We start from the raw sequence: 19,725 nt of genomic DNA, 5'->3' as shown, positions 1-19,725 counted from the left end.
CGAATCGTCCCCACGATCATCCCACGGCTCATATTTCCAATTTCGCATTCAGGATCACACGGAGGAAACGGAGGGAGCGGAGGACTGACAGAAGTTCCTCCGTTACCTCCGTTTCCTCCGTGTGATGCCAATTCTGTTGAGGAATTCGGAGTGCACGGTCAATCGGCCGAAACGGTATCACTGCGATGTGCTTTGCGCGGGACGGACGTATCGCGTCTCGAACTCGTCCAGCACCGCGCGCAGATTCGGCGTGAGCCGCTCGAGCACGGGCACACGCACCGGTTCCGGGATGCCGCGGTAGAACGCCTCTGCGACGGAGCCGGCGATGGCGGCCTGCGTGTCCGCGTCGCCGCCGAGCGAGATAGCGAGGCGGATGGCGTGCTCCGCGTCGCGGGAGTCGAGGAACGCGACGAGCGCCTCGGGGACGGACTTCATGCAGGAGACGTGGAATCCGTACCCGGGCCGGATCTCGTCCACCGTGCGCGAGAGGTCGTAGCCGAACCGGCCCGCGATCTCCCGGCGGATGTCCTCCTTCCCCGCCCCGCGGCGCGCCAGGAAGATCGCCAGCGCGACCGCCTGCGCGCCCTTGATCCCCTCGGGATGATCGTGCGTGACCGCGGCGCTGCGCCCGGCCTCGCGGAGCACGTCCGACTCCGAGTGGAACGCCCAAGCGACGGGGCTGACGCGCATCGCGCTCCCATTCCCCCAGCTGTTGTAGGGTCCCGCGCCGGGGGTGAGCAGCCACTGGCGGAACGTGCCCCCGTACCCGGCGAGCGGATGCCTGAGCCCCCATTCGCGGTACGCGGCCGCGTAGTCGCCGCCGCGCAGGATGGCCTGGGCGGTGGCGGCGGTGAGCACCGTGTCGTCGGTGAACACCGCATCGTCCGCGACCAGCGGCTGGAAGCCCGGGTCCTTGCACGGACGGGCCTCGTAGACCGAGCCGATCACGTCTCCCGCGATGGCGCCGATCATCGCCGCCGCCCGGCCGGGGAATCGGCGCGCGCTGGCGTGGGCCGCCGCCGCGGCAGGACGGGGGCGGGAGAGCCGTTCTCGCCCGTGACCCGGATCACGTTGTTCTTCAGGTCGCGGTCGATGAGCTTGTGCTGCGGGTCGATGCCGGCGCTGTCCGGGGGCGTGGGCACGACGATGCGGAAGGTCTCGCGCGGGCGCGTGAGGTGCTGCTTCGCGAGGTACGCCACCCGCGAGCCGGCGAACACGCCCACGTCCACCCAGTCGTCCACGCGCAGGGGCTCCTGCGCGCCCAGCGAGTCGGCCAGCAGCTTCTTCGCCTCCACCGTCAGCGTCACCTCGTACCCGCCACCGGGAAGCGGGCGCGAGCGCGCGGAGACGGCGCGGTTCTCCCAGAGCGTCACCTGCTCGAACAGGTTCGTCACCACGTACTGCAGCGAGTCGGGTGTGGCCGCGCGCAGGTGGCGGACGAGGTCGATCGACGTGGGGTACGGCGGTCCGCGGAAGCGCCACTCCGCGAGAAATGCCCGTAGCGCGCCGTTCACCGCCGCCTCGCCGATGTAGTCGCGCAGCGCGTACATCGCCAGCGCGCCCTTGTTGTAGTAGATGTACTGCTGGTTCTCGACCAGGACCAGCGGCTCCTCGGCGCGCCCCTCGAATCCCCGCCCATCGAGGTACTGGTCCAGCTCGTAGCGCAGGAAGCGGCCGATCTTCTCCCGCCCGTACTCCTTCTCCATCACCATCAGCGCGGTGTACTCGGCCAGCGTCTCGCTGAGCATGGCCGCGCCCTGCACGTCGGCCGGCGCCTCCTGGTGCCCCCACCACTGGTGCGCCACCTCGTGCGCGGTCACGAAGTACGGATAGTCGATGTCGTCCCTCCGCACGTCGGCGATGAAGCCGATGGCCTCGCTGTAGGGGATGGTGTTGTCGAAGCTCTGCGCGAACTCGCCGTAGCGCGGGAACTCGAGGATGCGGACCTGGCGGTGCTGGTACGGCCCGAACTCGCGCGTGCAGTAGTCCAGCGCCGCCTTCGCCGCGCGGATCATCCGCGCCACGTTGTACCCGTGCGGGGGGTGGTGATAGACCTCGATGGACACATCGCGCCAGCGGTCGCGCCGCACCGCGTAGCGCGCGGAGAGGAAGGCGTAGAAGTTCAGGATCGGCGCGTCCATCGTGTAGCGGAAGTAGCGCCGATCCCCCTCCCTCCACGTGCGGCGGAGATACCCCGGCGCGATGGCCGTCTGCTCCGCCGACGTCCCCAGCGTGACGTCGAACGCGATCCAGTCCGCGTCGCTGCTGACGAAGTTGCGCGTCCGCGCGCGGGGATCGTGGATGTTCGCGGCGCGCGGGCGCGTCCGCAGCCCGTACTTCGCGCGCACGCCCTCGTCCATCAGCTCGCCCTCGGCGTTGTAGCCGATGTGCGGAAGGAACTGGCTGTTGAAGAAGGTGCCGTTGTTCACCGCCGGCTGATACGACGGCTCGTTCTCGAATCCGCGGTTCACCTGCCGCAGGTCGAAGCGCAGCCTCGTCGAATCTCCCGGCGCCAGCGGCGTGGCGAGGCGGAAGACGTAGTAGCCGCGCGCGGAGTCGGCCACCACGCGCCGCGCGGGCCGCTCCGGCGCCAGCAGCCGCACGCCCAGCGAGTTGGGGATGTCGACGTGCAGCGAGTCGATCCGGCGATCCGTCCGGTTGACCAGCGTGTAGGCGCCGCGCAGCCGCACGTCGCGCGTGCCGGGATAGACGTCGATGTTCAGCGCCGCGGCGGTGATGCGCGGCTGCGGCGCCCACTCCCACCGCTTGTACAGCTTCTCGTAGTCGGCCTGGACGCGCTCGCCCTCCTTCTTGCTCTCGAAGTGGTTGAGGACGTTGGTGTTGTAGAAGATGAACCCGCCCGTGGCCGCGACCAGCGCCATCACCCCCGCGGCCACGCCCAGCAGCCCCGGCGTCAGCCGCCGCCGCGCGAGCCGGAGGCGCCACCGCAGCCCCGTCTCCTGTCCCCGCACCCAGAACAGGCTCGCGATCACCAGCAGCAGCACGCCCACCAGCAGCCAGTAGAGCGCGAACCACGCCCACGCGCCCTCGGCGTGGCCGAAGCCGTTCATGTCCGAGTAGACCAGCGTGGGCGTGCTGCCGTACATCAGCAGGTTGTGCTGGATGCCGAGCAGGAAGTAGACGAGCCCCTGGCCCACGAACACGAGGATGACCACGAGGTGGCCCACGTACTTGTGGTTCACCAGCGTCTGCACCAGCAGCGCGAGGAAGACGACCGGCAGCAGCGTGCCGAACAGCTGGTGCACGAAGAGCGAGCGGAGATACAGCCCCGGCTCGAAGCGGAAGTAGCCGTATCCCGCCTGGATGGCCATCCCGCACGCCATCGATGCCGCCTGCAGGCCCAGCACGACGGCGAGAAGCGCGAAGAGCCGGGCGAGGAACGGCACCCAGGTGGGCACGGGGAGCGCGTCGTGGATCCCCGCCGCGCGGCTCTCGCGCTCGTTCCACACCAGTTCGCCCGCGTAGAAGGCGATGATGACGACGATGAAGAGGAGGAAGGTGCCCGTCACCAGCTCCAGCACCTTGTAGGTGACCGGAAAGGTGCGCGTGCCGTAGATGCTGCCCACCTGCGTGCCGCCGATGGCCACGAAGGTCAGGCAGATGCCCAGCAGCAGCGGGAACCAGACGTTGAACACCACCTCGCGGATGGACCTGCGCGTCTCGGCCGCCAGCTGCTGCAGCCGCGCGCGGGCGGTGAACGCGCGCGTGGCCGCGGGAACAAAGAGCGGGTGCGGCGGCGGCGCGTCGTCGATCCCCGGGCGGAAGGCGGGGACGCGCCCCTCGCTTCCCGTCTGGCGGAAGCGGAAGGTGAGCGCGCCGAGCAGGAACATCAGCGCGCCCAGGCCCACCCAGATCGCGCGGTTGGCCACGAGGACGCCGTCGATCGGGATCGGCGACAGGTTCTGCTCGACCACCGTCCAGTAGCGCGTGGCCTTGACCACGGTGGTGAGCGCGAACGGGTCGGCCAGGCGCTGCACCGTGTCGTCGCCCACCAGGCTGACGAACGCCTGGGAGACAGCCCAGCCGAGGAGCAGCGTCACCCCGCCCACGTACGCGGGGAGCATGCGCCGGGTGAGCGCCGTCAGCGTGGTGAAGATGGCGGCGGTGGAGAGGAGGTTGGGGACGACGAGGAGGGCCAGCGGGAGCACGAAGTCCATCGCGTGCAGCGGGCCGATGCGGTCGCGGTGCACGGTCGGCCACACGCACGCCAGCAGCATCCCCAGGATACCGCCGGCGAAGCAGACGAGGTTGGCCAGCACCGCCCCCAGCCATCGCCCCGCCAGGTAGCTCACGGGCTTGATGGGGGTGGTGAAGAAGAGCGGATACGCGCCCGTCTGGAAGTCGCGGTAGACGGAGTTCCCCGCGAACGCGGCGGTGACGGGGACACCCATCACCGACAGGAGCAGGAGGAGCCGCGCGATGCGCATCGGCGAGTTGACCACCATGATGGCCGAGCCCGTGTCGCCGCCGAAGGCGCCGCCCGCCGCCGCCATCACCGTGAACGCGATGGCGCCGAAGATGGCGAAGTACACCCAGGTGGCCACGCGCCGCAGCTGGTAGCGCAGGTCGAACCACGCCAGCCGGAAGACGGTGATCACGGCGCCTCGCCGCGCTCGGTATCGGCATCCGCCGGCGGCACGGCGTCGCGGTTCTCGCGCGAGACGCCAGCACGCGGATCGCCGAAGAAGGGCACGTGCGCCGCGCCGGGTCCGGCGCGCTCAGGAGCGGGCGGCGGCGCGTCCGACGTCACCTCGGGCGCTGGTGACGATGACATCGGCGCGGGCGGGATTACCTCGGGCGCTGGTGATGATTCCACCGCCGCGGTCGGCGTCTCCATCCCCGGCGAGGATGGCATCTCCGCGCGCGCCGCATCCGTCATCTCCGGAGAAGGAACGTCGCGCGCCTCCTCCGGCGGTGGTGCGGATGACATCTCCGTCGCCCCAGCAGACATCTCCATCGCCCCGCTATCTTCATCCCCCATCACGCGGGAGACGAAGGGCGGCGGCGGCATCCCATCTCCCGACGGCTCGACCCTCAGGCCGCGCGCGTCGACGGGAATCCCCCGGATCACGGTGAAGTAGACGTCCTTGAGGTCGGGCTCCACCGGCTCGAAGGTGGGGTCGGGCGGCGCGTCGCCGTGGACGTGGATGACCGTGCGCCCGCCGACCAGCGTGGTGGAGATGACGGGGAGCGCCTGCTCGAAGACGGGGAGCTCCGTGCGGTCGACCTGCCGCCGCCAGATGCGGCCGCGCACCGCCTCCACCGCGCGCGCCGGCGCGCCCTCCAGCAGGATGCGGCCGCCCTGGATGACGGCCATGCGCGTGCACAGGTCGCTCACGTCCTCCACGATGTGGGTGGAGAGGATGACCACCGCGTTCTCGCCCAGCTCGCTCAGCAGGTTCAGGAAGCGCGCGCGCTCGGCCGGGTCCAGCCCCGCCGTGGGCTCGTCGACGATGATCAGCCGCGGCTGCCCGATCAGCGCCACGGCGATGCCGAAGCGCTGCCGCATCCCGCCGCTGAAGCCGCCCAGCCGCTGCCTGCGCGCGCTCCAGAGATTCGTCTGCTGCAGCAACGCGTGCACGGTCTCGCGACGCTGGCCGCGGCTGGTGATCCCCTTCAGCAGCGCGAAGTGGTCGAGCATGGCCTCGGCGCTGATGCGCGGGTACAGCCCGAACTCCTGCGGGAGATATCCCAGCGTGCGGCGGACGGCGTCGCGGTCGCGCAGCACGTCGATCTCGCCGAGATGCGCGGTGCCGGTGTCGGCCTCCTGCAGCGTGGCCAGGATGCGCATCAGCGTGCTCTTCCCGGCGCCGTTGGGCCCCAGCAGCCCGAACAGCCCCGGCGGGATGGTGAGCGACACGTCGCGCAGCGCCACCACGCCGTTGGGATACGTCTTCCAGAGATGCTCGATGACCAGGTCCATCAGGCGCGGCAGCGGAAGGAGGGACGGGAGAGGACGACGGGGGATGATAAACGGCGGCGCGCGGGATGTCACCCGCCGCCGCCGTTTCGTGCGTGATGAGGACAGACCCGCTCAGTGCGGGAATGGAAGCGGGAACGACAGCAGGCCGCGCGGCGACATCTGCCCCGAGATGCCGATGACCAGCATCCGCACCTTCTTGCGTGCCACCACGGTATCGACGCGCTCCGGACCGTAGCGCAGCTCCCGGTCCACGTAGTGCCCGATCGCGCCGGATGCATACGCGGTGAGGTTGCGCCCGAGGATGTGCCCGTGAAAGCCCACGCCCGGCGCCCAGTAGCGCGGCGCCTGCTGCATCCTCGTTGCGTCGTCGCTCAGGAAGTAGCTGCGCGGGTCGGCGAAGAGCCAGGCGTATCCCCCCGTGACGAACCATCCGTCGCCGTTCGGCCGCGAGAGCCCGGCCTCGACGTACGGCTCCAGGTGGTGCGGCGAGGCCAGCGCGCCCGCGCCCGCGGCGAACAGCCCCGGCGCCGGCGCCTGCACGTACGCGTCCAGCTCCGGCGCCGCGGGGTCGAAGACGGGGAGCGACAGGCCGAGCAGGAACGCGGGCCCGCGCGCCGACTCGGCCACGAACCCGCGGCGCACGCCGAAGCTGAACGCGGGGGCGATGCCCGTGCCGCACCCGTTTCCCTTCCCGCACTCCAGCGCGGGAAGGCCGAAGTTCGCGGTGACGGTGGTCCCCGGCTCCACGCGCGGGCCGTGCGTGATCACCGGCGCGCAGGCGAAGAGCGCCGGGAGTGCGAACAGCGGGAGTCGCTCGAGCACGGACGGTGCTTCGGAGAAGGAAAGCGGGACGGTGGGGCTGGACTTCCGGCGGGTACAACGTCCAAACGCCCGTTTCTGCGACATGCCGGCCGATCCCGAACGAAATCCCGGGACAGCGATCTTCCCCTCCCGGATCATCCCTTGATCCCCGCCACCAGCATCACCGTGGTCGAGGCGAAGAAGGTGCCGGCGGCGTCCTTCTCGCGCAGGGAGTCGTCCAGCCGCCGCGCCTCGTCGTCCGTCATCGCCCCGGTCCGCACCGCCTCCTCCAACGCCATCTCCATGCGCGAGAGCAGGCGCCAGAGCTCGTAGTCGTCCACGTGCAGGGGGACGAGGTCGACGGTGAGATCCGTCACCCCCGCGCCGCGCATCAGCCCGTACAGGCGGCGGCCGGAGTAGCCGTTGGCGAGACACGTCTCGGTGAGCACGCGCGCGATCTTCCGCTCGGCGTCGACTTCGGGCGTGTCGACCGAGCGCGTCCCCCAGTCGGTGTCCATCAGTACCACGCGGCCGCCGGGTTTCGTCACGCGCACCATCTCCGCCGTGGCCTTTTCGGGGTGATGGAGATGGAGGAAGAGGCGCTCGCTGCGCACCGCGTCGAAGGTGGCGTCGGCGAACGGGAGCGCGTAGACGTCGCCGCGGCGGTGCTCCACGCGGCCGGAGAGGCCCGCCTCGCTGGCGCGGCGCTCCGCCTCCTCCACCATCACCTCGTCCCGGTCGACACCGTGGACCACGCCGCCGGGGCCGACGAGTTCCGCCAGCGCCAGCGTGTCGCTCGCCGGCCCGCAGCCCACGTCCAGCACCACGTCGCCCGGCGACAGCCGCATCCGCTCGTGGCTCAGCCGCTTGCCGCGGGCCACCAGGCGGGCGGCCGCGTCGAGGTAGGTGGGATCGACGTACCCCATTCCGATCGTCATCAGGCCGTTTCAGGTCAGGTGGAGTGCAGGAAGGCGCGGATCTCCGCCGCCGTCTGCCGCGGCGCGGAGAGGAAGAAGAAGTGGTTGCCGGCGACCTCCGCCACGCGCGCGTTCGGGGCCTCCCTGCGGAAGCGCTCGGCCGAGAGCCGGCGCCAGGGCGCGCGCGTCTCGCGCACGAACTTCTCCGCGGCGGGGCGGCGCGGATCGTCGGGCGCCAGCCAGGGGAACTGCGCCTCCACCGTCTCCGCCGCCATCAGCGCCAGCGCCGGGCAGCGCAGCGCCGGGAACGGCTCGCGCGAGTGCACGGCCACGTCCATCAGCTCCGCCAGCAGCTCGCGGCGATGGGCCCGCGCCTGCGACGTCGCCGGACGCGCGCGCCAGTCCGCCTCGAGCGCGTCGTCCCACAGCCCGTAGACGTAGGTGCGGTGCCACGCGCGCTCCGCCGCGTCGTCCGCGCCGGGCTCGAGCGCGGGCGGCCGCGCGGGGTTGCGATACTGGATGTGGCTCACGCCGCGGTAGTCGGTCAGCGAGTCCAGGTAGACGATCGCCGCGACGCGGGCGGGGCGATCCACCGCGAGACGCGTGGCCACCGCGCCACCGAACGAGTGGCCGACGACGGCCGCGCGTCCGATCTCCAGCGCGTCCATCACCGCCGCCACGTCGCCCGCGAAGCCGGCCAGCGTGTATCCGGCTTCCGGCGTGTCGCTCTCGCCGTGCGCGCGCGGGGTGACGGCAATGCAGCGGAAGCCGGCGCCCAGCTCCGCCGCCAGCGCGCGGAAGACGTGCGCGCTCTGCCCCAGCCCGGGGAGAAAGACGACCGGCCGCCCTCCGCCGTCCCAGTCCAGCACGTGCAGCCGCGTGCCGCCGACGCCGATCCAGTGCACGCGGGGGACGGCCTTCGCGCCCGCGTTCTCGTCTCGCTCGTCTTTTCTCGATGGGGCGATGGGACCTTGAGCCATGACCATGCTCCCGTCCGAATAGACTGAAATGATGAGGATACAACGAGATAGCCGATCCTCGACGCACCGGTGGCGCGGACGGATCGGATTGGGTGCTGCGCGAATATGCGCGGTGGGGCTGTCCAGCGGGGCGGGCGTACAGGTGGGACTTCGCCGGCCGAGCGGCGATGAAGATAAAGCGTCGGGGCCGGCTTGTCGAAGGTCCGGCGCAGATCGAGCACGGCGAACGAGACGCCGCCCACCCGCGGATGCGGGCAGGCGGCGGAAGTCAGCCGCGCAGTCCCGTCACGGCTCCGTGATGCAGACGCAGACGCCGGTGGCCTGCGTCGGCTCCGGACAGGTGTAGCTGCAGTCGTCGCTGCACGCGCAGGTACAGTAGTCCAGCGAGTTGTCGCAGGTGTTGGGGCAGGTGGCGATGCAGCGGCTGGCATCGCAGGTGTAGCACCCGTTGGTGCCGAAGATCGTCGCGGCGGCCGCCACGGTGCCGCGGAGCGCCTCGCCCTCGTGCACGGGGAACGATTCCACGCACAGCTCGCCGACGTCCAGCTTCAGCTTTTTCATGGCAGCCTTCCGGAGTGGGGGGATGGAAAAGGAGGGATGCACTCGCGGATCAGCGTCGCACGGACGTCCTCGCGGGTGCGATCAGGCCCGGGGCGGGGATGGCGATGGAGTGCCGCTGGACGCGCCAGCGCCTCGGCGGCCGAACCGCATCGCCCCGTCCCAGGATGATCGTACGGTGAACGCACGGCGCCCGTTTCGGGTGACACCCGCCGGCCGTCATTCCCGGTCGTGGATCAGCACGCGCAGGTGCAGAGGTCGAACGAGTTGTCGCAGGTGTTGGGGCACGTCTCGATGCACGCCGACGGGTTTTCGCACGAGTGGCAGCCGGTACCCGGGAAGGTGCGGCCCGCACCGTTCACCGTCCCCCGGTCGCCGACGCCCTCCGCCGTCGGGAACGACTCGACGCACAGCTCGTCCATCCTCAGCCTGAGCTTCTTCATTGCACCCTCCCGTGTGAAACGCGTGAATACGGTGGCCGGTCCATGCACCGGATCGTCCAAATATACGATTATCACGCGCTTTGAGTCACAACAGGATCTCTCATCCAGCTCCGCCGGGGCGCGCGAACGCGCCGCGGCGTGACGGGGGATCAGAGCATCGGCAGCTTCAGCCCCTCGCGGCGCGCCGTCTCGACGGCGTCCTCGTACCCCGCGTCGGCGTGGCGGGCGACACCCATCCCCGGATCGTTCGTCAGCACGCGCTCCAGGCGGACGCGCATCTCGGGCGTGCCGTCGGCCACGATCACCTGCCCGGCGTGCAGCGAGTTCCCGATCCCCACCCCGCCGCCGTGGTGGAACGACACCCAGCTGGCGCCGCTGGCCACGTTCACCATCGCGTTCAGGATGGCCCAGTCGGCGATGGCGTCGCTGCCGTCCTTCATCCCCTCCGTCTCCCGGAAGGGCGAGGCGACCGAGCCGGTGTCGAGGTGGTCGCGGCCGATGACGATGGGCGCCTTCAGCTCGCCGCGCGCGACCAGGTCGTTCAGCGCCACGCCGAACCTGGCCCGCTCGCCCTGCCCCAGCCAGCAGATGCGCGCGGGGAGCCCCTGGAACGCCACCTTCTCGCGCGCCTGGGTGATCCAGCGGCGCAGGTGGTCGTCGTGCGGGAAGAGCTCCAGCACGAGGTCGTCGGTGCGGTGGATGTCGGCCGGGTCGCCCGAAAGTGCCACCCAGCGAAACGGCCCCTTCCCCTGGCAGAAGAGCGGGCGGACGTACGCGGGGACGAAGCCGGGGAAGGCGAACGCGTCGGCATACCCGGCATCGAGCGCCTGGGTGCGCAGGTTGTTGCCGTAGTCGAAGGTGATGGCGCCGCGGCGCATCATCTCCACCATGGCCTCGCAGTGCGCGCGCATCGACGCCATCGAGCGCCGCTGGTACTCGGCGGGATCGGACTCGCGCAGGCCGGCCGCCTCGTCGAGCGAGAGCCCGGCGGGGACGTAGCCGTTCAGCGCGTCGTGGGCGCTGGTCTGGTCGGTCAGCGCGTCGGGGGTGATGCCGCGCCGCACCAGCTCCGGCAGCACCTCCGCGCAGTTGCCGACCAGGCCCACGGAGAGGGGGCGGCCGGCGTCGCGCGCCTCGAAGGTCCAGCGCAGCGCCTCGTCCAGGTCGTGCGTCATGCGGTCGCAGTAGCGCGTCTGGATGCGCCGCTCGATCCGCCACGGATCGACCTCGACGACCAGGACGGCGCCCTCGTTCATGGTCACCGACAGCGGCTGCGCGCCGCCCATCCCGCCCATCCCGCCGGTCAGCGTCCAGGTGCCGCGCAGGGAGCCGCCGAAGTGCCGCCGCGCCACCTCGGCAAAGGTCTCGAACGTCCCCTGCAGGATCCCCTGCGTGCCGATGTAGATCCACGACCCGGCCGTCATCTGGCCGTACATGGTCAGCCCCAGCCGCTCGAGCTCGCGGAACTTCTCCCACGTGGCCCAGCGGGGGACGAGGTTGGAGTTGGCGATGAGCACGCGCGGCGAATGGCGGTGCGTGCGGAGGACCGCGACGGGCTTGCCGGACTGGACGATGAGCGTCTCGTCGTCGGCGAGCTGGCGGAGCGTGGCGACGATGGCGTCGAATGCCTCCCAGCTGCGCGCGGCGCGCCCGGTGCCGCCGTAGACGACGAGGTCTTCGGGGCGCTCGGCCACGTCGGGGTCGAGGTTGTTCATGAGCATGCGCAGCGCGGCCTCCTGCGGCCATCCGCGACAGGAGATCTCCGTCCCGCGCGGCGCGCGGATGGTGCGGCGCGCCCCCGTCGGCGCCTCGGCGATGGTGGTCATCTATGGCTCGATGGGATTCCCGTTATGGTCGTCGGACCTTCGTATCACGTCGGAGAAGCGGCGGCCGGCTCCGGGACGATCAGCGGAAGTCGCGGAGCAGCTTGTGCACGTCGAGCGTGAGGACAGGGCCATCCGGAACCGGCTGCCATTCGAGCCGCTCGGAGGCGATTTCCGCCGGCCGCTCCGCATCCTCCCGCAGACGATACACCTCGATCCGCCGCCGCGTGGGATCCACGATCCAGTATTCGGGGACGCCGAAGTGCGCATACCGCTCGCGCTTGATCCCGCGATCGCGGATCGCCGTCTTGGGCGAAAGCACTTCGATCACGAGATCGGGCGGACCTTCCGCTCCCCGATCCGTCACGATGTCGATCCGCTCGCGACGCACGAACACGAGATCCGGCGCGATATAGTCCTCCTCGCCGAACAACACGTCCAATGGCCCGAACACCTCCCCGACGCCGTGCTCGACCGCGAACACCTCGAGCGCGGCCCCCAGGCGCATCAAAATCTTCTGGTGAATCGCTTTTGGCGTGGGCGACACGAAAAGCTCCCCCCCGATGACTTCGTAGCGCTGGCCATCGTCCGGAAGACGCGCAAACTCCTCGTAGGTCCAAGGACGGGCTGCGGGCTGTGTCGACATCGTGCACCTCCGTGCGGCTCCCAGCGAGCGGGAGCGAGTCGTGCGTAAACCGCTCTACGTTCGGATACAAGCTCCGCCCCTACCCGACTTCCGGAACCAGCTCCGGCACCTCGGCGTCGGCGTCCACCCGTCTCCGCCGCTCGCACAGCTTTGATAGCGTGGATTGACCACCGCGCTATTCCAGCAGCTCGTCGAGGTCGCTGAAGAGCTCGACCACGTCGATCGTGAGCTTCGGACCGTCCGGGACGGGCTGCCAATCGAGGATATCGGTGATGAGCACCGATGGCGCCTCGGACTCGGGGCGATACACCTCGATCCGCTCCGCGGACGGATCGACGATCCAGTATTCCGGAACGCCGAAGTGCGCGTACCGCTCGCGCTTGATGCTGCGGTCGCGCAGCCCCGTCGTGGGAGAGATCACCTCGACCACCAGATCGGGAGCGGATTCGAGACCGCGCTTCGTATACACGCCTCTCCGGCCGGCGCGGATGAACACGAGGTCGGGTTCCATGTAGTCGCCATCACCGAAGAGCACGTCGATGGGAGCGGACAACACACGGCCGAGTCCGTTCTTGCGTGCGAACGGCCTCAGCAGCTCGAACAGGCGAGCCGAGATCTCCTGGTGAAGCGGTTGCGGAGCAGGAGACACGTACAACACTCCCCCGATGACTTCGTAGCGCTGCCCATCGTCCGGAAGACGCGCGAACTCCTCGTACGTCCAGGGACGGGCTGCGGGCTGTGTCGACATCGTGCACCTCCGTGCGGCTCCCATCGCGCGGGAGCGAGTCGTGCTGCTGGGCGTTCGTCGTTCAGGAATATCCCGCTCGCCCTTCGCGGATGGCGAGCGTCACCCCTTCCAAATCTCTGCGAAAATGCCGCTGTGCACCAGCGTGGCGGCGGCTTCGATGTCGGGCGCGAGGATGCGGTCGCGGTCGAGCGGGGGGATGCGCTCGCGCAGGATGGCGTATGCGCGCTCCACGCCGCGGCCGGGGCGCAGCGGCTTGCGGTGCTCCAGCCCCTGCGCGGCGATCATCAGCTCCAGCCCCAGCACCGTCTCCACGTTGCGCAGCACCTGACGCAGCTTGCGCGCGCCCGTCATCCCCATGCTTACGTGGTCCTCCTTCCCCGCGCCGGTAGGGATGGAGTCCACGCTCGCCGGCGTCGCCAGCGCCTTGCACTCGTTCACCAGCGCGGCGGCGGTGATCTGCGCGATCATGAAGCCGCTGCTCACCCCCGCGTCGTCCGTGAGGAACGGGGGGAGATCGCCGCTCAGGTCGGGGTTCACCAGCCGCTCGATCCGCCGCTCCGAGATCGACGCCAGGTCCGCCAGCGCGATGGCCAGGAAATCGAGCACCTGGGCGACGGGCTGGCCATGGAAGTTGCCGCCGCTGATCACCAGACCGCCGTCCTCGCCGGGGAAGATGAGGGGGTTGTCGGTGGCGCTGTTGGCCTCCGTCTCCAGCACCTGGCGCACGTAGGCGAAGGCGTTGCGCGCCGCGCCGTGCACCTGCGGCATGCAGCGCAGGGAGTACGCGTCCTGCACCCGCGGGTCGCCGTAGCGGTGGCTCTCGCGGATCTCGCTGTCGGCCAGGAGCGCGCGCAGGCGCTCGGCGCTGGCGGCCTGGCCGGGGTGCGGGCGTGCGCGCATGATGGCCGGGTGGAAGGCGTCCGGCGTCCCCCGCAGCGCCTCGAGCGACATGGCGCCGGCCACGTCCGCCGTCTCGGCCGCGCGCTCGGCGCCGAGGAGGGCCAGCGCGCCGATCCCCGTCATCACCTGCGTGCCGTTGTTCAGCGCCAGCCCTTCCTTGGCCTGCAGCCGCAGCGGCTCCAGCCCGGCGCGTCGCAGCGCCTCGCCGCCGGCAACGGTCTCGCCGCCGACTTCCGCCTCGCCCTCGCCGACCAGGACGAGCGCCAGGTGCGAGAGCGGCGCCAGGTCGCCCGACGCGCCGACGGAGCCCTGCTCGGGGATCACCGGGTGGACGCCGCGGTTCAGCAGGTCCAGCAGCCGCTCGACCACCACGGGGCGGACGCCGGAGAAGCCCTTCGCCAGCACGTTCGCGCGCAGCAGGGTGATGGCGCGCACCTCGTCGCGGGGAAGCGCGGGGCCGGTGCCGCAGGCGTGGCTGCGGATGAGGTTGATCTGCAGTTCCTCGATGCGGTCGAGCGGGATCACCGTCTCCGCCAGCCGCCCGAAGCCGGTGGTGACGCCGTAAACCACCGCGCCGCGGCGGATCGCATCCTCCACCACCGCCCGCGAGCGCACGATGCGCTCCTCCACCCCCGGCGCGAGCGCCACCTCGGCGGAGGCATCGCGCGCCACCCGCTCCACCTCCTCCAGCGTCAGCCCGTCGCCGTCGATCTCGACCCGCATCCCGCCTCCGCGTTGAGAGTTTGGGCGCACAGAATAGCCGCGCGGTGCCGGGCGCGGCAACGAGGCGGCGCGATCGGCAGCTCCGTATCATCGAACAAACGAAGCGGTTCGACGATCGGGAGGCCAGAGGTCCTGAATTCCTGCTCGAAGGTGGATAGGGGGATGTTTCAACCCTGCGGACGCGCGTGGAATGAGACAGAGAATCCTGCCCCGTCGTGGATCATAACGAGCGTTGCAACGTGCATCTCGTCCAGGTACCGATCTCTCTGCAACACTGGCCTGATGCAGCACGAAACGGCGATTTCGGCGCCCTTGACGCATCCCCAACGTAGTGTGATAAGTTGCGGATAACGGGTGCCGATTCTGCGCGGTAGCGGCACCCATAACCGCACACAGGGAGGCGCCCGATGCTCGGCACTAAGACGCAGGCCTGCGGCGAGGACACGAACCCCACGACCAACCGCGGGTGCGAGGAAGACCTGTTCGCTCCGTCGCCCACGCCGGTGGACAACCCGTTCGGCTCGTTCTGAGCCCGGCAGAGCGGGCGGGCGGCCTCGTTCCGGGGCCGCCCGCCCTGTTTTCCACCCTGTCGCAGGAGATCCGGACCGTGCTGCTGATCGCCGGGGGCGAAGCGGATTTCAACGTCGATTCCATCGTCCGCCGCATGGAGCAGCGCGGGCTGGGCGCCCGGGTGCTGCGCGTGGGCGCCGCCAACCCCGCGCTCACCTGGGACTTCCAGTCCGAGCGGCTGGCCGTCGACGGCGAGGAGGTGTGCCCGGGCGGCGTGTTCCTGCGCTACGACGTGTTCTCGGTGCTCGCCGACAAGCGCCCGGTCACCCAGCTGCGCTCGCAGGCGTGGTACATGACGCTGCTGGGTTGGCTGCTGGCGCACCCCGGCGTGCGGATGCTGAACCGGCGCTATCGCGGCGAGGGGAACAAGCCGTTCATGCTGGACCTGGCGCGCCGGGTGGGGCTGCCCATCCCCCGCACCCTCATCACCAACGAGCTGGACGCGCTGGAGCGCCGCGCGGGCGAGCTCGGGCCGATGATCGCCAAGCCGGTACCGGGCGGGGGGTTCGCGCAGAAGATGGAGGACCTGCTGGAGAAGACGGAGCGCCGCGAAGGCCGCTCCGCCGCGCCCGCGTTCGTGCAGCAGCGCCTGGTTCCGCCCGAGGTGCGCGTCTACGCCGTGGGGGTGGGAGCCGGGCGGCGGTTCGAGGCCTTCCGCGTGGAATCCGACGAGCTGGACTACCGCGTCGACGAGCAGAGCCGCGTCGTTCACCTGGCCCCCGGCGAGGTGGACGCCGGCGTGTTCGCCGGGCTCGGGAGATTGATGGACGCGCTGGAGATGGACTACGGCGCGGCGGACTTCAAGGCCGATCCCGAGACGGGCGAGCTGCGCTTCATGGAGGTCAACTCCAGCCCGATGTTCGCCGCCTTCGACGCGGTGAGCGACTACGCGGTCAGCGACGCCATCCTCGACTGGCTGTCATCGAAGTAGACCGCAAACAGACAGGGTCTCACGCGGAGACGCGGAGGCGCGGAGAACGGCGAGAGACCTTCTCCGCGTCCTCCGCGCCTCCGCGTGATGCTTGTTCCGAGCCCTCAGGCTTCTCCCACGACGAAGTGGAGGGGGAAGGTCATCGTCGTGTCCACCGGCCGGCCGCCCGCCTCCGCGGGGGTGAAGCGCATGGTGCGCGCGATCTCCAGCGCGGCGGCGTCGACCTGCGCGTTGCCGCTGGAGCGCGCGACCTTCGCCCACGCCACGTCGCCCTCCTGCGCCACCACCATCAGCAGGTCCACGCGCAGCCCGCGCCGCCCCTCGAAGATGCTGGCGAAGTGCTCGGCCACGTAGCGCAGCACCCGCGCGCGCACCTCGGCCGCGTTGCGGATCGCGGGCTGCTTCGCCGGCCCGTTGGCGCCGCCCGCGGCCGAGTCCAGCCGGAAGTGCCAGACGACAGACGCCGCCGCCGCCAGCGAGCCCAGCCCCGCGCGCGCCCGCTGCAGCACCGGCGCCAGCGCGCTGTCCGCGACCGTCGCGTGCGCCAGCTTCAGCTCCGCGCGCCCCGCCGCCGGCTCCGCGGTGAACACGACCAGCCCCTTGGCGCCGGCGCCCGCCGCGGCGCGCGCGTCCGCCGCCAGCCGCTGCAGGAACGCCGCCGACGCGGAGTCGCGCGGCGCGGGGGCGGCGGTCTGCGCGTGCACCCCGCGCGCGGAGATCATCGCGGCCAGCGCCAGCGCTGCGATCCGGAGGAGCCTCATCGGGTCGGATGGATGGAGATGGCGAACGAGGGGCGCACGCGACCGGCCTTCGGGAGAAGGTGATCCGGGGCGGGTCTCGGCGGCTGGGAACGGATGGAGTTTCGGGAGATTCGCGGCGGCGCGCAAGCGCGGCATCAGCCCAGCTCGCGCCGCCGGGGGACGAACGCCAGGCAGCAGCCGAGGATCACCAGCTGCACGAGGAACGTCCACGCGACCAGTATCAGCGACCAGACCAGCACCGTGTTCCCCGGCTGGCTGGCGAGCGACGCCAGGCGGCCCAGGCGCACGATCCCCGTCAGCACCCACGCCGCCAGTACGATCGCCAGCAGCCACGCCCAGGTCTTCTTCCTCCCCAGCCCCACGAACACCGCCACCGCCGCGAACGCCTCCGCGACCAGGATGGCGTACGTCACCATCTCGCCCGCGCTGGTGACGGAGGGAACGGGGAGGCTCAGCAGCATGAAGCAGACGACGGGGAAGAACAGCAGCTCGGCGATGCGGATCGCGCGCAGGAGGCCCGGAAGGCGCGCGGCCGGCGGCGCGTGTGGACGGCGGCGGCTCTGCGCCATCAGCGGTCACCCGGCGCGGCGGCCGGACGGGTGGAATGCATGTCGGATGCGGCTCGGCGGATCGATGGAGTCGGGACGGCGCGCAATCTCCGCATCGTCCACCCTCGCCGCAACCGCGCTCAGGGCGGGGACGCTGCGCGCAGCGTGCGGACGGAGATCTGCCGGCCGGTGGCGTCCACGTCCACGATCACGTCGCCGTCCCAGCAGGTGCAGTAGATGGCCTTGGAGACAACGCGCGCGCGGCGGATCGCCCGTACGGCGTCCATCGACCAGACGGTCGCGGGCGACGTGCGCGTGTCGAGAACGGCGCGCTCGATCGCGGCCAGCGCCTGCTCGCGCGGATGGCCGTAGGCGTAGGCGTTGAACAGCGGCGGCGTGTCGATGCTGTCCCCCGCGGAGATGACGGCCACGCGCGGCGAGAGCGCGGCCAGGTACTCGTCGGTGGCGCCGTTGTCGGAGCCGTGGTGGTCGGCCACGTACGCGTCCACGTTCAGCAGCGTGGTGCCGAAGCGGCGCAGCATCCGCTGGATCGCCGGCGTGCAGTCGCCGTCCTCGCTCTCCGCGTCGCCGGGGACGAGCATCGAGAACGCCTGGTAGCGCACCAGCACCGCCACCGAGTTGTTGTTCTCGTCCGCGCACGCCGTCGCGCCGTTCAGGAAGCGAACGTCGGCCTGCGACGCGCCGGTCTTCAGCCCGCGCAGCATCATCGGCTGGTAGCCGCCCTGGCTGATCCGCGCATCGGGCACGCGGTTGTAGACGATGTCGTGCTCCGTCGCCCACCGGCGCGCCTGCCGCACCTGCGGGAGTCCGCTGGCGCTCGTCGACCGCCCGCCGTCCACCAGCTCGCGCACGGTGTAGCCGCGCATCACCTCCATCAGGAAGCGCGTGTGGTCGATGTGCGGGTGGGTGACGATGACGGCCGCGAGCGTGCGGTTGAGATCCGTGCGGCGGGCGAAGAAGGCTTCGAGATAGGACTTGAGATGCTGCCGCGCGGCGGTGCCCGGATCGCCGCCGGCGTCCACCAGCACCGCGTCGCCGGCGAACTCCAGCAGCACCGACTGGCCCTGGCCCACGTTGATCACGTGCGCGTGCATCTGCGCCCGCGCCGCGGCCGGCGCGCAGGCGAGCAGCACCGCGGCGGTCGCGGCGATCGATCGCATCTTCATCGGGAGCACTCCATCACGGGGAGGGGCGATTTCGAGGTGGGCCGAAGGACGGGACGGTGGGGGCGATCACCAACGCCATGCCCTCAATGTTAATTGGGATCGCTCGAAAACTGGAGGAAACGTGTGGCGTCACCCGCGCGCGAGCTGGATCACCCCGAAGATCAGCGGCCCGTGCAGCAGCACAGCCAGCGGGAGGAATACGAGCAGCGTGCGGCGGCGGATCCACTCCTCGCGGTACGCGCGGCGCAGCAGGTAGATGGAGAAGGGTAGATTGAATGCGATGGCGGTGACGAGGCCCGGCGCGTAGCCGCGCAGGAAGACGGCCGCCGCCGCGTGCCAGGCGACGTTCACCAGCACGATGCACTGCAGCAGGAGGAGGAGGGCCACGCCGGCGCGCGTCCCGAACCGCGCGATGAGGAAGATCACCCACGGGATCACCGTCGCCAGCGCCAGCGCGAAGTACATCTGCTCCAGCGTCGGGACGAACGCCGCTAGCGACGCGGGGAGATGCTCCACGACGCGCGGCAGCGCCCGCTCGATGGTCAGCATCTCCTCGTAGTTGTGCACCATCAACAGCACGGGCACACCGAGGAATGCGTGCTCGCGGTCGGGTCGCATGGGATCTCTCATGCCAGATCGGGCAAACGACCGTGCATTCCGATCCAGAAAAGAAGGATCACACGGAGGGAACGGAGGAAACGGAGGGAATTGAGAACTCGATCGTCTTCCCTCCGTTCCCTCCGTTTCCTCCGTGTGATGTCATGTTGTTGACCGACTCGAGAGTGCATGGCTAGTCGACCAATAGGGTATCATCCCCCCCGCAGGCTGTCGAAGTACGCGGCCACGTTCGGCTCGCGGTAGAGGTACCACCACGCCGCGCCGCCGATCACCCCCGCCTCGGCCACCGCGCGCCACGCGAGCGCCGCCGGCATCGTCCCCGCGAGCAGCCCGCCGAGCGCATACACCGCCACGGTCGCGAACGCGGCGACGACGCACGCGCGTCCCCATCTCCGCCCACGCCAGAGTCCCACCGCCGCCGCGCCGAACCATGCCGCCGACGCGGCGAAGAGCGGCGCCGCCAGCCGCATCCACTCACCGCGCGTGACCGGCCGCCCGCCGACGGAGTAGCCGATGCGCCGCGGCACCACGTCGAGCGCGGCGGCGAGCAGCGCCAGCGCGAACACCGGCGCCAGCACCGTCACCGCCACGCGGATCGCGCGCAGGCCCCGCGGCATCGGCGCGCGC

Annotated in this window: 19 protein-coding genes; 2 read left to right on the top strand and 17 right to left on the bottom strand. The window is 70.7% G+C overall.

Annotated elements, in window-relative coordinates; translation table 11 throughout:
* Window positions 1-177: 177 nt before the first annotated feature.
* From VF092_22090 to hutH, 12 genes are all read right to left on the bottom strand, one after another.
* Window positions 178-972: an ADP-ribosylglycohydrolase family protein gene (locus VF092_22090; protein HEX6750000.1), complete on the bottom strand. Its 795-nt coding sequence runs from the start codon at window positions 970-972 to the stop codon at window positions 178-180.
* The gene (locus VF092_22085; GenBank protein ID HEX6749999.1) at window positions 969-4,619 is read right to left on the bottom strand and encodes a M1 family aminopeptidase; all 3,651 of its coding nucleotides are present in this window, start codon (window positions 4,617-4,619) and stop codon (window positions 969-971) included. The genes VF092_22090 and VF092_22085 overlap by 4 nt, the downstream gene beginning before the upstream one ends.
* Window positions 4,616-5,944, bottom strand: coding sequence for an ATP-binding cassette domain-containing protein (locus VF092_22080; GenBank protein HEX6749998.1), 1,329 nt, complete (start codon window positions 5,942-5,944; stop codon window positions 4,616-4,618). Before VF092_22080 ends, VF092_22085 begins: the two co-directional genes overlap by 4 nt.
* Before the next feature lie 111 nt (window positions 5,945-6,055).
* Window positions 6,056-6,766 (bottom strand): hypothetical protein, encoded by a 711-nt coding sequence (locus tag VF092_22075; GenBank protein ID HEX6749997.1) that lies wholly within the window; start codon window positions 6,764-6,766, stop codon window positions 6,056-6,058.
* 134 nt (window positions 6,767-6,900) lie between these two features.
* The gene (locus VF092_22070; GenBank protein ID HEX6749996.1) at window positions 6,901-7,683 is read right to left on the bottom strand and encodes a methyltransferase domain-containing protein; all 783 of its coding nucleotides are present in this window, start codon (window positions 7,681-7,683) and stop codon (window positions 6,901-6,903) included.
* A 14-nt stretch (window positions 7,684-7,697) separates the two neighbouring features.
* Entirely contained in the window at window positions 7,698-8,642 is a 945-nt protein-coding gene (locus tag VF092_22065) for an alpha/beta hydrolase (protein HEX6749995.1), read from the bottom strand.
* 285 nt (window positions 8,643-8,927) lie between these two features.
* Window positions 8,928-9,203 (bottom strand): hypothetical protein, encoded by a 276-nt coding sequence (locus VF092_22060; GenBank protein HEX6749994.1) that lies wholly within the window; start codon window positions 9,201-9,203, stop codon window positions 8,928-8,930.
* Window positions 9,204-9,436: 233 nt separating this feature from the next.
* Window positions 9,437-9,643 carry a hypothetical protein gene (locus VF092_22055; GenBank protein HEX6749993.1) on the bottom strand — a complete coding sequence of 69 codons (207 nt, stop codon included), beginning with the start codon at window positions 9,641-9,643 and terminating at the stop codon, window positions 9,437-9,439.
* A gap of 149 nt (window positions 9,644-9,792) precedes the next feature.
* Entirely contained in the window at window positions 9,793-11,469 is a 1,677-nt protein-coding gene (gene hutU / locus VF092_22050) for a urocanate hydratase (protein HEX6749992.1), read from the bottom strand.
* A gap of 79 nt (window positions 11,470-11,548) precedes the next feature.
* The gene (locus VF092_22045; protein ID HEX6749991.1) at window positions 11,549-12,112 is read right to left on the bottom strand and encodes a Uma2 family endonuclease; all 564 of its coding nucleotides are present in this window, start codon (window positions 12,110-12,112) and stop codon (window positions 11,549-11,551) included.
* A 175-nt stretch (window positions 12,113-12,287) separates the two neighbouring features.
* Complete coding sequence (locus tag VF092_22040) at window positions 12,288-12,860, bottom strand: Uma2 family endonuclease (GenBank protein HEX6749990.1); 573 nt, start codon at window positions 12,858-12,860, stop codon at window positions 12,288-12,290.
* 99 nt (window positions 12,861-12,959) lie between these two features.
* Window positions 12,960-14,483, bottom strand: a complete 1,524-nt coding sequence (gene hutH / locus VF092_22035; GenBank protein ID HEX6749989.1) for a histidine ammonia-lyase — start codon at window positions 14,481-14,483, stop codon at window positions 12,960-12,962.
* 407 nt (window positions 14,484-14,890) lie between these two features.
* On the opposite strand from hutH, the gene VF092_22030 reads away from it, so the two are divergent.
* Both VF092_22030 and VF092_22025 read left to right on the top strand, forming a co-directional pair.
* Window positions 14,891-15,013 carry a hypothetical protein gene (locus VF092_22030; GenBank protein ID HEX6749988.1) on the top strand — a complete coding sequence of 41 codons (123 nt, stop codon included), beginning with the start codon at window positions 14,891-14,893 and terminating at the stop codon, window positions 15,011-15,013.
* 77 nt (window positions 15,014-15,090) lie between these two features.
* Window positions 15,091-15,984, top strand: coding sequence for a hypothetical protein (locus tag VF092_22025; GenBank protein HEX6749987.1), 894 nt, complete (start codon window positions 15,091-15,093; stop codon window positions 15,982-15,984).
* Window positions 15,985-16,088: 104 nt separating this feature from the next.
* Here VF092_22025 and VF092_22020 read toward each other — a convergent pair whose 3' ends face one another.
* The 5 genes from VF092_22020 to VF092_22000 all read right to left on the bottom strand — a co-directional run bounded on the left by VF092_22020 (window position 16,089) and on the right by VF092_22000 (window position 19,715).
* Window positions 16,089-16,745: a TonB family protein gene (locus VF092_22020; GenBank protein HEX6749986.1), complete on the bottom strand. Its 657-nt coding sequence runs from the start codon at window positions 16,743-16,745 to the stop codon at window positions 16,089-16,091.
* 134 nt (window positions 16,746-16,879) lie between these two features.
* On the bottom strand, window positions 16,880-17,314 hold the full coding sequence (locus VF092_22015; protein HEX6749985.1) for a hypothetical protein: 435 nt from the start codon (window positions 17,312-17,314) through the stop codon (window positions 16,880-16,882).
* Between the two features lie 119 nt (window positions 17,315-17,433).
* The gene (locus VF092_22010; protein ID HEX6749984.1) at window positions 17,434-18,480 is read right to left on the bottom strand and encodes an MBL fold metallo-hydrolase; all 1,047 of its coding nucleotides are present in this window, start codon (window positions 18,478-18,480) and stop codon (window positions 17,434-17,436) included.
* A 129-nt stretch (window positions 18,481-18,609) separates the two neighbouring features.
* On the bottom strand, window positions 18,610-19,098 hold the full coding sequence (locus VF092_22005) for an HXXEE domain-containing protein (protein HEX6749983.1): 489 nt from the start codon (window positions 19,096-19,098) through the stop codon (window positions 18,610-18,612).
* A 191-nt stretch (window positions 19,099-19,289) separates the two neighbouring features.
* Window positions 19,290-19,715, bottom strand: a complete 426-nt coding sequence (locus VF092_22000) for a hypothetical protein (protein ID HEX6749982.1) — start codon at window positions 19,713-19,715, stop codon at window positions 19,290-19,292.
* Window positions 19,716-19,725 lie beyond the last annotated feature (10 nt).

The sequence above is a fragment of the Longimicrobium sp. genome, assembly GCA_036377595.1.
GTDB lineage: Bacteria > Gemmatimonadota > Gemmatimonadetes > Longimicrobiales > Longimicrobiaceae > Longimicrobium.
The sequence above is the reverse complement of the archived record's forward strand: the minus strand, read 5'-3'. Positions and strand labels throughout refer to the sequence as shown.

Bases quoted from the DNA above. Each gene is read 5' to 3' on its own strand.
- VF092_22060 (HEX6749994.1), bottom strand. From the start codon at position 9,203: ATGAAAAAGCTGAAGCTGGACGTCGGCGAGCTGTGCGTGGAATCGTTC.
- VF092_22005 (HEX6749983.1), bottom strand. From the start codon at position 19,098: ATGCGACCCGACCGCGAGCACGCATTCCTCGGTGTGCCCGTGCTGTTG.
- hutH (HEX6749989.1), bottom strand. From the start codon at position 14,483: ATGCGGGTCGAGATCGACGGCGACGGGCTGACGCTGGAGGAGGTGGAG.
- VF092_22090 (HEX6750000.1), bottom strand. From the start codon at position 972: ATGATCGGCGCCATCGCGGGAGACGTGATCGGCTCGGTCTACGAGGCC.
- VF092_22000 (HEX6749982.1), bottom strand. From the start codon at position 19,715: ATGCCGCGGGGCCTGCGCGCGATCCGCGTGGCGGTGACGGTGCTGGCG.
- VF092_22040 (HEX6749990.1), bottom strand. From the start codon at position 12,860: ATGTCGACACAGCCCGCAGCCCGTCCCTGGACGTACGAGGAGTTCGCG.
- VF092_22070 (HEX6749996.1), bottom strand. From the start codon at position 7,683: ATGACGATCGGAATGGGGTACGTCGATCCCACCTACCTCGACGCGGCC.
- VF092_22030 (HEX6749988.1), top strand. From the start codon at position 14,891: ATGCTCGGCACTAAGACGCAGGCCTGCGGCGAGGACACGAACCCCACG.
- VF092_22045 (HEX6749991.1), bottom strand. From the start codon at position 12,112: ATGTCGACACAGCCCGCAGCCCGTCCTTGGACCTACGAGGAGTTTGCG.
- VF092_22015 (HEX6749985.1), bottom strand. From the start codon at position 17,314: ATGGCGCAGAGCCGCCGCCGTCCACACGCGCCGCCGGCCGCGCGCCTT.
- VF092_22080 (HEX6749998.1), bottom strand. From the start codon at position 5,944: ATGGACCTGGTCATCGAGCATCTCTGGAAGACGTATCCCAACGGCGTG.
- VF092_22065 (HEX6749995.1), bottom strand. From the start codon at position 8,642: ATGGCTCAAGGTCCCATCGCCCCATCGAGAAAAGACGAGCGAGACGAG.
- VF092_22010 (HEX6749984.1), bottom strand. From the start codon at position 18,480: ATGAAGATGCGATCGATCGCCGCGACCGCCGCGGTGCTGCTCGCCTGC.
- VF092_22055 (HEX6749993.1), bottom strand. From the start codon at position 9,643: ATGAAGAAGCTCAGGCTGAGGATGGACGAGCTGTGCGTCGAGTCGTTC.
- VF092_22020 (HEX6749986.1), bottom strand. From the start codon at position 16,745: ATGAGGCTCCTCCGGATCGCAGCGCTGGCGCTGGCCGCGATGATCTCC.
- hutU (HEX6749992.1), bottom strand. From the start codon at position 11,469: ATGACCACCATCGCCGAGGCGCCGACGGGGGCGCGCCGCACCATCCGC.